The following is a 12,885-nucleotide window of genomic DNA, read 5'->3' as shown; positions in this document are numbered from 1 at the left end:
CGGCCTGTGTGCGAGGGAGCGCCGCACACGATCCGAATGGACCACAGCGGCGCGGCCCCGCCGCCCTGCCTTCACCCCGGGGCGGCGGGGTCCCGATCGCGGACGAGCGCTGCGCCGGGGCGGGGATCCCTTACGCATCACCCTTACTGAGGGCGAACATCGTTCCGGCCAGGACGATGCCGAAGAGCAGGTGACCGGCGAGGCTCATCCACGCCATCTGGTCGAACACGAACATCTCCATGCCGAGCCAGGCAGGCATGATCATGAGCCCACCGACGACCCACAGCACCAGGCCGTAGACGACGCCCGCGCCGAGGAGGGTCCACACCTTGTCGGAGTAGGCCCCCATGACGAGCCCGAACACGAGGCCGAAAGCGGCTGCGATGATCAGGTGGACCACGCCGCCGATAATGGCGTCGTCGGCACCGACCAGCATCGCGACGGACTCCAGCATCCCGGTCATCGCCATGAGAACGCCGAAGACGATGCCGCCGCCGATTCCCGCCAGCACGCCCCTCCAGGCGTGCGTGACCGCGTGCGAGCGGGCGTGAGCGATCGTGGACATCGACATCCACCTCCAAATCACGGCCCCCTCGGGCCGTAGAGGGAGTGCCTGCGCAACTTAGCTTCCGCGCTTACGACGCCGCATTCTGTGACCGCGGTCACATAACGGCCCGAAGATCCCCCGGTCGTTATGGGAGCGTGCCGCCGACGAGACCGGGACGCGTGTTACCCGCGGGGTATGGATCTGCTAGGGCGTGTTCGGCGGATGCTTTCCTCCTGAGCGAGCGGCCGTCCGGGGCGGCGCTCGCAAGCCGCTTCACGAAGTCGATCCAGGTCGGCTTCACGAGTGGAGCGGCGCAGCGAGCGTCGTTCCGGAGGCCGCGAGCCGGGAATGATCCGTCGAACACGTCCTAGGAGCGCGGTCCCGCGTGGGGCGGGACGGCACCGGCCACCGCGCCGGGCCGAAACGGGCGGATCAGAACGGGAGTATGCCGTGACCGAAGCCAGGCGTCCACACGTCATCGCCTTCGATGTGATGGAGACCCTGTTCCCACTCCAACCCCTGGAGTGGCGGTTCCGCGAGGCGGGCATCCCCCGGGTGCTGATGTACCGGTGGTTCGCCCACGTCCTGCGCGACGCGTTCGCACTGACCGCGGCCGACGGCTACCGGCCCTTCGGCGACCTGGCGCGCGGTGCGCTGCTGGACATCACCGGCTACCAGATCTCGGCGGGCGCGGTGGAGTCGATCGTGCAGGCGCTCGCCTCACTGGACGTCCGACCCGACGCGGATGCGGCGATGCGCCTGGCCCGCGACTCCGGGGCGCGGGTGGTGGTGCTGACCAACGCCTCGGAGGAGACCGGCCGCTCCCTGCTGGACCGGGCCGGGCTCACCGCCTACGTGGAGCAGGTGTTCTCGGCCGCGGCCACCCGCCGCTTCAAGCCCGCCCCCGACCTGTACCACCACGCCGCCGCGGGATGCGACGTCGACCCCGCCCGCCTGGCCCTGGTCACCGCGCACGCCTGGGACGCCCACGGCGCCAAGCGCGCGGGCCTGACCACCGGCTGGTCCGACCACTTCGAGGGCCGGTTCCCCAGCGTCTTCGACGAACCCGACGCCACCGGCCAGGGCCTGGAGTCCGTGGTCGGCAGGCTGCTGGAGCTCCCCGAGGAGTGACCGCGGCGCCCGCGCCGCCCCGTCAGACGCCCGCCTTCCAGGACGGGTCGAAGTCGGGGTGGTCGTCGTAGACGGCGGCCAGGCACTCCAGGGCGCGGCGCCAGGCGTGCAGGGCCGACCAGGCCCCGCTGGCGTCGCTGCTCCCAGGGTGTTCGAGGGCGCCCATGCAGGCGCGGTAGGCGTGGCCGTAGCCGTTGATGATGCGCCGCTTGGCCTGCACGTCGGCCAGCGCGCGCGGTGGTCCGCCGGTGGCGGGGGATGCGGCGTGCGCCACCTGTTCGGCCTCGGCCAGGCGGGCACTCAGGAACTCGACGATGGTCACCGTGCTGGACTCCCTTCGGGCGCACCCGTTGTGACGTGGTGTACCCCCCTGCGGTTCCGGCCGGATCGGGCCGCCGACCGCCCGCGCTCATGCCGTTCCGCCCCACCGTGCCCGCGGGCCGCCGGTCACGCGCAGCCCTCGAACTGCGGCACGCTCTCGGTGACCCGCAGCCCGGTCGCGCCGAACCACTTGGTCAGCAGCTTTCCCGCGGTGTCGTCCTGGTACATCCTGGTGATCGCGGTGTTGACGGCCTCGCAGCCGGCCCGGTCGTCCCTGGCCACCCCGACCCCGTACCTCTCGTCGGTGAAGGGCGCGTTCACCAGCCGGAACTTTCCGGGGGCCCGCGCCATGTACCCGGCCAGGATGAGGTCGTCGGTGGAGACGGCGTCCACGTCGCCGTCGGCGAGCTGGGCGGTGCAGCCGCCGTAGCTGGGCGCTTCGACGACCTCCGCCACCTCGATGCCGCGCTCCCGGGTGATCCGGTTGGCGGAGTTCGACCCCTTCTCCTGGCACAGCGTCTTGCCCTCCAGGTCGTGCACGTCGGCGACCGAGTCGTCGTCGGCCGCGACGAGGATGTCCTGGTGGGCGACGTAGTAGGGGCCGCCGAAGGCCACCCGGGTCTTGCGCTCGGGGGTGATCGAGTAGCTCGCCACGACCAGGTCGACGCCGGTCTCCTCGTTCCGGTCGAGCAGCGCCTGCTCCCGCTCCTTGGACGCGACCTCGACGAGCGTCACGTCCTCCGGCCCGTACCCGAGGCTCTGGGCGATGTAGTGGGCGACGTCCACATCGAACCCCTCGAAGCCGCCGTCGTCGGTGGCCGCGCTGATACTCGGCTGGTCGCCCTTGACTCCGATACGCAACTCACCCTGGCCGGCCGCGATCGAATCGGTCTCCGCCAGCCCCGCCGCGCACGCGGTCAGCACCACCGACATCCCGGCGGCGAGTACTCCCGTCCCCCACTGCCTCACGGCTGCTCCTCCGTCGTCGTCCCGGTCCCGCTTCCGTCGTTCCACTGCCGTGCCGTCGTGCCCGTCGTTCCCGACCTGCCCGTGGTTTCCGCCGCGCCTGCCGTGTCTTCCGTGTCTGCCGTGTCTGCCGTGTCTGCCGCCCGGACCGCCTACCGGTACTCGGCCAGTCGCGGGTAGATACCCGCGACCACCAGCAGCGCGATGAACAGGGCCACCACGGGCAGCACCACGCCCCACCCGCCCTGGCCCTGCTCCCCCACCGCGACGGCCTCCTCGAAGGCGTCCTTGTGCAGGCCGATGAGGTCGGTCAGGGCCGCCTCGTAGGCGATGAAGGCCTCCTCGACCTCCCGCATCCGCAGCGCGACCGCCTCCTCGGCGTCGCCCTTGGCCGCCAGGTCGCGCATCTCCTGGTCGGCGCGGTGGAACGCGGCGTACTCGCGGATCACCCGCTCCTGAGCCGCGTCCTGGCCGGGAAGGTCGTCGCGGCCCACCCGCTCCCCGAGGAAGCCGTACAGCGTCCCCGGGTACTGGGTGTAGGTGTTCACCAACGTGTCCAACTCGTCGGTGTAGGACCCGACGTTGCCGGGGACGTCGCCCTTGTCCGGATTCAGGTGGACGACCCGCTGCGCCTCCTCCAGATACAGCTGCTCGTAGTTGGGCCGCAGGCGCGGATCGAGCAGGAAGCGGCTCTGGTCCCCCTGCATGTTGGTACTGGCCGAGCGCGCCCGCGCGAGGTCGAGCACGCAGTCGATCCCGTCCTCCTTGGCCGCCCGCAGGTGCTCGGCCTGGACGCCGAGCATCGTCGCGGCCATCATCGTCAGGATCAGCGTCCCGGAGGTGGCCAGGGCGATGGGGATGTTGACCCGGCGGCGGAACTTCACCGCCATGTAGTGGTGCAGCACCCCCATCACACCCACGGCCAGCAGGCCCACGGCCGCCACCCAGGTCAGGCCGACCAGCGCGCCGGTGCGCTTCTCGTCGTAGGTCTGCTCGATCTCCCAGCCGCCGCGCAGGGTGAGGTTGTGCGCCTTGGGCAGCAGGTCGTAGCGCATCACCCAGGTCGCCGTCCGGTACCGGTCGACGACCTCGTCCGGTGTCGGCTCGTCGGAGTCCGCCATCCTGCTCAGCAGTCGCGCCTCGGCGACCAGCTGCTCGTAGCGGCCGATCCCGTCGAGGATGTCGCGCAGGTTGCGCTCCTGGGTGTCGTCGCCCTCGACGAGCTGGATCGCGCCCATCAAGGCCTCGTCGGCGGCGCGGCGGCGCTCCTCGAACGCGCGCATGGCCGCGCCGGCGTCGGCCTCCTGCCCCTGCCCGCTCATCAGCAGCATGTTGGCGACCTGGGTGTCCATGTCGCTGAGCGCGTAGTACAGGTCGGAGGTGGCCATGACCTTCGGGCCGGCCTCCGTGCCGATGATCCGCATGCCGTCGCGGGCCTGCCCGATCGCCAGGCCGATGATCAGGAACAGGACCAGCAGGATGCCCAGCGACGCCAGCGCGAGCGCGCGCACCCGCGAGGGCGTGGTCTGCGGCCAGAACGCATCCGACATCTGGCCCTCGCTGCGCACCCGCTCGATGGCCTGGTGGGCGAGGGTGTCGGCGATCGAGGGGTCCCCCGACGTCCCCTTCAGCACGGCCGCTCATCCCCTCTGCACCGTGATGACCGTCCAGGCGCCCACATAGATTCGGTCGCCGTCATGCAGCGGTACCTCCCGGTCGGACTCGATGGGGTCGTCGGTGCCGTTGATGGTGGTCCCGTTCGTGGACCCGACGTCCACCAGCGCCCACGCCCCGCCCCGGCGGGCGAGCAGCACGGCGTGCAGGTGGGAGACGGCGGGGTCCTCGGGCGGGCCGGCGAGGTCGATCTCGGGGAGGATCTGCCGCGAGGCGCTGCGCCGCCCGATGTAGACCTGCGGTTTGTTCAGCGGGACCCGGCGGCGGCGCGGGCTGGCCGGGAACCGGAGGACGTCGGGGTCCAGCAGGCCGCGGTCGGCCATGACCTGGTAGTAGGCGGGGTCGGCGGTGACCACGGCGTGCCAGGGGCCGCCCTCCGGGCGGACCAGCGGCGAGGGCGCGGGGTCGCTCAGACCGTCGGGGGCCGGGTCGCCCGGGGGAGAGATGGGAAGAGAGGACGCCACCGTCTGGTCGGCGAGCGCGAAGTCGTAGCCGCATTCCTCGCAGAAGCGGCCCGTGCGCGGGGTCGCGCACTCGGGGCAGTTCTCCAAGCGCGGGGCCGACGCGACCTCGGTGCGCCGGGCATACGGAGGCGTCGGGATGCCGATCCCGCAGAAATCGCAGAAGTCTCCCGCGGCCGAGGCGTGCCCGGCCGGACAGGTCGGCATGTCGTGGTTCCTCTCTCTATCCTGCCCCCGGGAAATCGTCGCCGCCGCGAGTGCGCACGGTCCTGGTCGAATGGGTGTCGAGCGTCATCTCGTCGACCCTGTCCACCACGGGCCGCAGCCGCACCGTCCCCGTCTTCGGATCGATGACGTCGACCACCTTGCGCAGCAGGGACGCCGTGGCCTGGTCGCCCGACCGCCGGGCCAGCACCACCGCCCTGCCCAGCCGCTGCGTCGCGGTGGCCTCGTCGCCGTCGCGCCGCGCCCGCAGGCCCTCCTGGATCGCGCGGGCGAGCTCCACCTGGCCGGTGTAGTGCGCCACGCGCGGATCGATCTGCGTCGCCCTCACCTCGTCGCCGGTCCACTCGGCGAGGATGTTGCCCGCGGCGAGCGGGGTGTCCTCGGTGGACGCCGGGCCGAGCAGGCGCACCCACCCGGCGCGCATCCGGCGGCCGGGCGCGCCCATGGGCACGACCACGCCGATGTGGTAGACGCGGGTCTCACCGCCCCACGCGCCGGTGGGGTAGTCGCCGCTCCGCGGCCCGCTGTCGGCGCGGCGGGCGGTCAGGTCCTCGACGGTCGGCGCCACCTGGCGGACGAACCGCACGCGCGCGGCGTCGGGCGTCCACAGCCGCAGCCGCACGTCGGCGATGCCCTTGGCCATCGCCGCCGCGGCCATGGACCGGAAGTCGGCCTCCAGATCGGCGGGGTCGGCGACGATGTCGACGCTGCCGAGCAGCACCGAGGAGATCCACCGCAGGTCGGCGACGTTCCAGTCGGTGCCCACCCCGCGGCAGTCGCACACGAACAGCCCGGCGCACATGTCCAGGACGGACTCGAAGACGTCGGGCTGCTCGTTGTTCTGGCCGTCGGTGAGCAGGATCGCGTGCCGCAGCGCCCCCGGCGCCGCGAAGGGGGTGAACAGGTCGGCGGCCAGCCGGAGCCACGCGCCCATGCGGGTGCCGCCGTCGGCGGCCAGGGTGTCGAGGGCGTGCCGTGCCTCCGCCCGGGTGTCGTCCGTGGCGGGGACCAGGCGCGGGGCGTCGGGGTAGACCATCGCCGCCTCGCCGGCACCGGAGACGATGGCGAACGACACGCCGTCGCGCAGCGTGTCGACGGCGGCGCGGGCGGCGCGCCGGGCGGCGCGGATCTTCTCCCCGTACATCGACGCCGAGGTGTCGACGATGACGACCACCGCCGCCTCGGGGGCAGGAGCGGGCTCACCGGCCGCGCCGTCCGGCTCGGGTACACCGGCCTCGGCGGAGACCGTGACGATCGCCTGCACCTCGGTCGCGCCGAGGGGCAGGTAGGGGTTCTGCGCGACGTCGAGGCGGAACCGGGGCAGCGGGGGTGTCCGAGCCGCGGCCCCGCCCCCGTCGGCGCGGGGCCGCACCGCCCCGCCGTCTTCCCGTGTCACCCGGCGTTCCCCCCGCTTCCCCGCACGTCGTCGCCCGGACCGTCCTGGGGCCCGGGGACGGCGATCACCACCACGGTGATGTTGTCCCGCCCTCCGGCGTCCAGTGCGCGGCGCACGTACGCCTGCGCCGCCCCCAGCGGGTCCGCGGCGGCGCCCGGCGCCGCGGCGCACAGCGCGCCCGGATCCGGGAAGTAGTTCCACAGGCCGTCGGTACAGAGCACCAGCGCGCCGGGGCCGGCGGGGGTGACCGTGGCGACGTGGCCGGACGCCCCGGCGGCGTTGTCCGCGCCGAGCCAGGCGGTGAGCGCGTGCGCGTAGGCGGAGGCGCGGGCTTCGGCCGGGGTCATCACCCGCATCGCGACCATGGCCTCGCTCCAGGAGTCGTCCCGGGTGAGCACGGCGGAGGGGGTGGCCGACGGCGACCCGGCCAGCCAGTAGGCGCGGCTGTCGCCCACCCAGCCCACGGTGATCGCGCCGCCGTCCGCGGGGACGACGGCCGACACGTAGGTGCACGCGGGCGCGGCCTGCTCGGTCTCGGCCAGTTCGGCGACTGCGGAGGCGGCCTGGGCGAGCGCCGCCTCGGTGGCCTCCCGCGGGCCGCTGCCCGCGGCGAGCCCGTCGGCCAGCACGGCGGCGCCGGTCTCGGCGGCGACGTGCGCGGCCTCTTCGGGGTGGGGGGAGGTGGAGACCCCGTCGCAGACGACCGCCACCACGACCGGTGCGGGGTCGTCGGAGGTGAGCACCGCCATCGCGTCCTCGTTGCGGTGGTGGCGCAGGCCCCGGTCGCTCACGCCGGCGGCGGTCTCGGCGCGGACCTCGACGTGGTCGCGGTCGCCGGGCTGGCTCATGCCGCACTCGTTGCAGTACCCGGCGCTCACCGCGGCGCCGCACCAGGTGCACGGGTCGACCGCCGGCATCGGGCCGGTGTGCACCTCGGTGCCGGCGGTGGTGCTCTCCCCTTGGTCGGTCCCTGCGCCGCGGTCCGCCGCGGCGGCGTCGCGCGGAGCGGGCACGGCGGGGGGTGCGGGGGGCCCCGCGAGACCGGCGGCGACCCGGTGGCCGCAGCGCTCGCAGTACACGTCGCCGGTGGCGACCCGCTCCTCGCAGGAGGGACACGTGCGCACCATCGTCATAGCCACGTCCTCGGCCGCAGGCTGTTGGCCTTGTCCACGAGCCGGTGGCGGTCGGCCCGCCCGGTGGAGCGCCGGGCCAGTCCGCGGTACATCCGCTCCAGGTTCCAGCGCAGGCCCTCCTCGTCCAGTTCGGCGTCGAGCAGCCAAGTGCTGCGGGCGGGCCTGCGGCCGGACGAGACCCAGGCGAGGGCCGCTTCCAGCACCCGTACCGCCAGCCGGTCGGTGGCCTCGCCGTAGAGGCCGTTCCAGCGCAGCCGGTCCAACCGCGCTCCGGCGTCCACGAGCACCTGCTCGTCGAGCTCGCCCACGTCGCGGTCGCCGACCAGCACGGTGACGGCGGCCATCTGGGCGTTGGGGAAGAAGGTGGACAGCTCCGGGACGGAGTCGAGCACGGTGACCGTCGCGTCCCGCCGTCCCTGGACGAGCCGGATGCGCGCCAGGCCGAACGCGGCCCCGACGTAGGAGTGGTCGGTCCGCCACACGGTTTCGAAGTGGCGGGCGGCGGCGTCGGCGTCGCCGCTGCCCTCGCAGGCCAGGGCCAGCCCGAGCTTGGGTGCGGCCTCGCCGGGCAGGTGGTCGTAGAGCTCCTCGAACCTGGCCCGCGCCTCGTCGTACCTGCCGACGCTGAGGTCGAGCACGGCCAGGTACCAGTAGGTGCGCCAGTCGCCGGGGGCGCGGGCGCAGAACGCCTGCAGCGGTTCCTCGGCCTCCTCCTGGCGACCGAGCGCGATGAGGGTGCGCGCCAGCATCAGCCGGGTCTCGGGGCTGGGGGCCTTGGCCGCCTCCAGGGTCGCGACGATCTCTTCGGGGCGCACGGCCGACAGCCCGGCGAGGATCCCGGCGGCGGCGTCGGCGGGGTCGACCAGCGGGGCGGGCAGAGCGGCGGCGGCGTCGGCGGGGTCGGGACGGGAGAGCACGTGGTCGGGGTCGGCGGCGCCGGCGGCCGCGGCGACGAAGTGCTCGGGCTCGAACAGGGTGGAGGTGGCGGGGTGCGGGCGTCCCTGGATGTCGGAAAGGACCTCGCGCAGCACGCCGGTGAGCTGCTCGGACATGTCGGCGGCGTCGTGGAAGCGCAGGTCGGACTGGTTGTGGGTGGCGCGGCGGAGGAAGCGGTCGTAGGACTCGTAGCGCGCCAGCACGGGTTCCTCCTCGCCGGGCGGGAGGCTGTGCAGGTGCTCGCGCATGAAGCCGAAGCGGAAGCTGAGGACGGCCAGGGTGCGGCCCACGGAGTAGAGGTCGGAGCTGACCGAGGGGCCGGGGTTGCGGAGTTCGGCCTCGGGGACGCGGTAGCCGGGCGTGGTGTAGACGGGGTTGACCAGGTCGTCGATCCGGCGGACGCCGCCGAGGTCGATGAGCTTGATCTGCTCCTCGCTCTGGATGATGTTGTCGGGCTTGAAGTCGCAGTAGAGCAGGCCCTTGCTGTGCAGGTAGCCGATGGCGCGCAGGGCTTCGACCCCGTAGGCGATGACCTGGTCGACGGGCAGCCCCGCGGAGTCGGCGCCCTGGGCCCGGCGCTCCACGATGAGGTCGCGTAGGGACTTGCCGCCGACGTACTCCATGACGATGTGCCCGGCCGGGACGCCGGTCTTGGGGTCGGGGTGGTGCACGAAGTTGTAGATCTTGACGATGTTGGGGTGCTCGACCTCGGCGAGGAAGGCGCGCTCGGCGGTGGCGGTCTTGTGGGCTTCGGCGTCGCCGCTGTTCAACAGGCCTTTGAGGACCACCCACCGGTCGCTGACATGGTGGTCGCGGGCGAGGTAGATCCAGCCGAGGCCGCCGTGGGCCAGGCAGCCCAGCACCTCGTACTGGCCGTCGACGAGGTCGCCCTTCTTGAGTTTGGGGGTGAAGGAGAACTCGGTGCCGCAGGTGCGGCAGAAGCCCTCGGTGCGGCCCGGCCGGTTGTCGCGCCTGCGGCCGACGGCTTCGCCGCAGCTGCCGCAGAAGCGGTTCTTCTCGGCGACGACCGGGTTGGCCATGATGGCGGTGGCGGGGTCGCGGTAGGGCACCGGCGGGACCTGCACCAGGCCGAGGCCGAGCATGCCGCGGGCGGAGGATGCGGAGGTGCGGCGGCTGTTGCGGCCGGAGGGGGAGCTGAGCGGGCCGGAGGCGGAGGAGCCGCCGTGGCGGGAGAGGTCGGAGAAGAACAGGCGGCGGGGTGGGTCCGAGCGGTGCGCCTGGTGGGCGGGGGCGGCGGCCGAGGGGCCGGTGTGGTCGCGCGGTGCGGGTGCCGGACCGGGGGTGGCGATGGAGGAGTGCCCGGGTGATCCGGGCAGGGGCCCGGAGGGGGCGGCCTCGTCCGCATCGCCCGGGTTCTCCGCCGCTCGGGGCGGTGGGTCCGGGGTTTCGGCGCGCGGTGGCGGGATGGGATCTCCGGGTCCGGAGAACAACGGGACCAGCCGGGCGTAGGTGTCGTGCCCGTCCGTATCGGCGGAGGCAGGCGGCGCGGAGGGTGGCTCCGGGCCGGATGGGGGCCCATCGGAGCCCACGTCACCGGGGTCGGGACCACTGGTCGGCAGGGGGTCGGAGCGCGGCGCGTCGACGGACGGTACGACCGGCTGCGACCCGCGCGGTTCCAGGCCGCAGACGTCGCAGAAGCCGTCGGTGACCGTTCCGGCGCAGCCCCGCTCGGCGCAGCCGCTCATCGCCCCGCCCCGCTTCGGTCCGGTGGTGCGCCGTTCCTCCCATCGCCAACGCCTGTGACGGCCTGGCCGCCGTCGTCCGGGATCCTTACTCGCCCATTCGCCCCGGGAACATCCACCACTGGCCGCATCACTCCTCAGTGTGCCGCCGCGTGACCGGCGGCTTCAGAAGGGGCCGTCTCGCATGTGTGAGTCCTAGGAAAAGTGTTATCGGTCAAGGGAACCCCCACAAGGGGTCAAGAGACCATCGGCCTTATCCGGCCAGTAAGAGGAGTGTCACCGTGTGCTGCAGAAAGCACTGGTTTCGGCCCTGGTGTTCTGTTCTGCCCACGCGCCGATACACCCGGTGACCGCCGACGCGGCCCCGACGGCCCGTTCTCAGGCACGCGTGTAGGTCGAGCACTCGGTTCCGTTGCCGAAGACACGGCGGTCGGTGAGTGCGAACTCGGCGGGGTCGAACCGCGCGCCGGTGAACATGGGGGTCCCGGCACCGGCGACGACGGGGTAGCGCTTGATCACCAGCTCGTCGATCTCGGGGAGCAGCGCACCGGCGAGCTTGGCGCCGCCGACGAGGTAGATACCGAGGTCGCCGTTCTCCCGCTTGAGTCCACGAACCGTTTCGAGGGGGTCGGCGACGATCCGGACGGCCGGGTCGGGGCTCTCGGCCATGGAGGTGGAGGCCACGTACTGCCGGGTGTGCGCATAGGGGCTGGTGATGCCCTCACGCAGGGCGATCTGGTAGCTGGTCCGGCCCTGGATCACCGTGTCGAAGCGGCGGTTGGGCACGTCGATCCCGAAGCGCTCCCGCACATGCGTCGGCAGGCACTCGGGGTACTCGGCGGACATGTGGGCCGCGAACTCCTCGCCGAGCGGATAGAAGTCCACCTCCCCGCCGGGCCCCTCGATACACCCGTCGATGGACATGGCGATGTAGTAGGTCAACTTCCGCATGCGCGTCTCTCTCGATCATCCGGTACGGCGAGTGGACCGCTCTATCCCTAGTGCTTCGACCGCGGTGACCGCAACACTTTTTCGGCGTTGACAGAAGGCGGACGGATGGCTGTAATGGGCCGCGTGCCGCGCGCCGCCGGCCAGAGAGCACTGGGTAGGCCGGTAGGTGGGCGGGCACCTTGATCGAAGGGGCGATTTCCATGCTTTTCTTCTTCGCATAGCCACTGACCGCCGCTGACGCCGTCACGTCCGCGCGTCGCCCCTTGCCGCTCGCGGTGCCAGGCACCGCTGTCGGGCCCCGCGCAGCCGCTCCCCGTTCCTGACGGCCGCCCTGTTCGCAGGCTGTTCGTGCTGCGCGTTTCCCGATCCTGACGCCTTCTCCCCGGCGAGGGCCACCTGTGCTCCGCGTGCGCCCACGCGCCGCGCACCGCAGTCATTCACCATCACCGTGGTCGCCATGGCCGCCACGGCCCCACACGTATCGAGGAGATTCCTTCCACTTGTCCGCGACATTCGACCAAGCGGCCTTCAACCGAGCGATCATCGAGGAGTTCCGCGCCAACGGAGGACGGGTCGGCGACCCGTCGGAGGAGGGCCACGTCCTCCTGCTCACCACCACCGGAGCGAAGTCCGGACAGCGGCACACCGTGCCGCTCGGCTTCGTCCGCCACGGCGAGGAGGTGCTGGTCGTCGCGTCCGCCGCGGGAGCGCCCCGCCACCCCGCCTGGTACCACAACCTGCTCGCCAACCCGGTCGTGGAGGTGGAGCTGGGCACCGAGGTGTTCGAGGCGATCGCGGTGCCGGCCGAGGGTGCGCGACGCGACCGCCTCTTCGGGCACATCGTCGGCGAGCAGCCCGGGTACGCCGACTACCAGGCCCGCACCCAGCGGGTGCTGCCGGTCGTGGCCCTGGAGCGGCCCGACCACTCCGCGGCGGACGTCCCCGCCGAGATCACCAGCCTCGCCGACAAGATGGTGGAGATCCACGCCTGGCTCCGGTCGCAGCTGCGGCACGTGCGCACCGAGGTCGACGCCCACTTCGCCGCGGTGGAGGCCCGCCGGGGACGGGGCACGCCCCCGGCACCGGGGCTCGGCTTGCAGATCCGCCAGCACTGCCTGGCGTTCTGCCAGGCCCTGGAGTTCCACCACACCGGCGAGGACGCGCACCTCTTCCCCGGCGTGCGCGCGTCCCACCCGCACCTGGCCGACGCCCTGGACCGGCTGACGGCGGAGCACCGGACGGTCGCGCGCATCCAGCGCGACCTCGCCGCGCTGCTGGAGGACATCGCCGACGCCGACCCCGAGCGGTTCCGCGCCGAGCTGGTGCGGCTGTCGGAGGAACTGCGGGCCCACCTCGACTACGAGGAGGCGACCCTGCTCCCCGTCCTCCGCGAGGTCCCCTGGCCCCCACCCGGAGTGCCCGAGACCGGTTGACCTTTCCC

General features: G+C 72.8%; 11 protein-coding genes. 2 read left to right on the top strand and 9 right to left on the bottom strand.

Annotation, left to right across the window (positions count from 1 at the left end):
- Nucleotides 1-130: 130 nt before the first annotated feature.
- Nucleotides 131-565: a hypothetical protein gene (locus HNR23_RS24355; RefSeq protein WP_184079092.1), complete on the bottom strand. Its 435-nt coding sequence runs from the start codon at nucleotides 563-565 to the stop codon at nucleotides 131-133.
- A gap of 432 nt (nucleotides 566-997) precedes the next feature.
- On the opposite strand from HNR23_RS24355, the gene HNR23_RS24350 reads away from it, so the two are divergent.
- The gene (locus HNR23_RS24350; RefSeq protein WP_343070701.1) at nucleotides 998-1,678 is read left to right on the top strand and encodes an HAD-IA family hydrolase; all 681 of its coding nucleotides are present in this window, start codon (nucleotides 998-1,000) and stop codon (nucleotides 1,676-1,678) included.
- 22 nt (nucleotides 1,679-1,700) lie between these two features.
- Here the strand turns inward: HNR23_RS24350 and HNR23_RS24345 are convergent, their stop codons facing one another.
- The 8 genes from HNR23_RS24345 to HNR23_RS24310 all read right to left on the bottom strand — a co-directional run bounded on the left by HNR23_RS24345 (nucleotide 1,701) and on the right by HNR23_RS24310 (nucleotide 11,444).
- Nucleotides 1,701-2,000, bottom strand: a complete 300-nt coding sequence (locus HNR23_RS24345; protein WP_184079088.1) for a DUF6221 family protein — start codon at nucleotides 1,998-2,000, stop codon at nucleotides 1,701-1,703.
- Between the two features lie 125 nt (nucleotides 2,001-2,125).
- The gene (locus HNR23_RS24340) at nucleotides 2,126-2,968 is read right to left on the bottom strand and encodes a glutamate ABC transporter substrate-binding protein (protein WP_343070700.1); all 843 of its coding nucleotides are present in this window, start codon (nucleotides 2,966-2,968) and stop codon (nucleotides 2,126-2,128) included.
- Between the two features lie 149 nt (nucleotides 2,969-3,117).
- Entirely contained in the window at nucleotides 3,118-4,599 is a 1,482-nt protein-coding gene (locus tag HNR23_RS24335) for an MCP four helix bundle domain-containing protein (protein WP_184079086.1), read from the bottom strand.
- Between the two features lie 6 nt (nucleotides 4,600-4,605).
- The gene (locus tag HNR23_RS24330) at nucleotides 4,606-5,307 is read right to left on the bottom strand and encodes an FHA domain-containing protein (RefSeq protein ID WP_184079084.1); all 702 of its coding nucleotides are present in this window, start codon (nucleotides 5,305-5,307) and stop codon (nucleotides 4,606-4,608) included.
- A gap of 16 nt (nucleotides 5,308-5,323) precedes the next feature.
- A complete protein-coding gene (locus HNR23_RS24325) occupies nucleotides 5,324-6,649 on the bottom strand; it encodes a vWA domain-containing protein (protein WP_184080823.1) in 1,326 nt (441 codons plus the stop codon).
- Between the two features lie 68 nt (nucleotides 6,650-6,717).
- Nucleotides 6,718-7,854, bottom strand: coding sequence for a PP2C family protein-serine/threonine phosphatase (locus HNR23_RS24320; RefSeq protein WP_184079082.1), 1,137 nt, complete (start codon nucleotides 7,852-7,854; stop codon nucleotides 6,718-6,720).
- Nucleotides 7,851-10,496 carry a serine/threonine-protein kinase gene (locus HNR23_RS24315; protein ID WP_184079080.1) on the bottom strand — a complete coding sequence of 882 codons (2,646 nt, stop codon included), beginning with the start codon at nucleotides 10,494-10,496 and terminating at the stop codon, nucleotides 7,851-7,853. The genes HNR23_RS24320 and HNR23_RS24315 overlap by 4 nt, the downstream gene beginning before the upstream one ends.
- Nucleotides 10,497-10,871: 375 nt before the next feature.
- Nucleotides 10,872-11,444: a dihydrofolate reductase family protein gene (locus HNR23_RS24310; RefSeq protein ID WP_184079078.1), complete on the bottom strand. Its 573-nt coding sequence runs from the start codon at nucleotides 11,442-11,444 to the stop codon at nucleotides 10,872-10,874.
- A gap of 500 nt (nucleotides 11,445-11,944) precedes the next feature.
- Here HNR23_RS24310 and HNR23_RS24305 point away from each other — a divergent pair, with 500 nt between their 5' ends.
- On the top strand, nucleotides 11,945-12,877 hold the full coding sequence (locus HNR23_RS24305; RefSeq protein ID WP_184079076.1) for a nitroreductase/quinone reductase family protein: 933 nt from the start codon (nucleotides 11,945-11,947) through the stop codon (nucleotides 12,875-12,877).
- Nucleotides 12,878-12,885 lie beyond the last annotated feature (8 nt).

It is taken from the genome of Nocardiopsis mwathae (genome assembly GCF_014201195.1).
In the GTDB taxonomy this organism is placed as follows: Bacteria; Actinomycetota; Actinomycetes; order Streptosporangiales; family Streptosporangiaceae; genus Nocardiopsis_C; species Nocardiopsis_C mwathae.
Note: the sequence above shows the minus strand (reverse complement) of the source record. Positions and strands in the feature narration are given on the sequence as shown.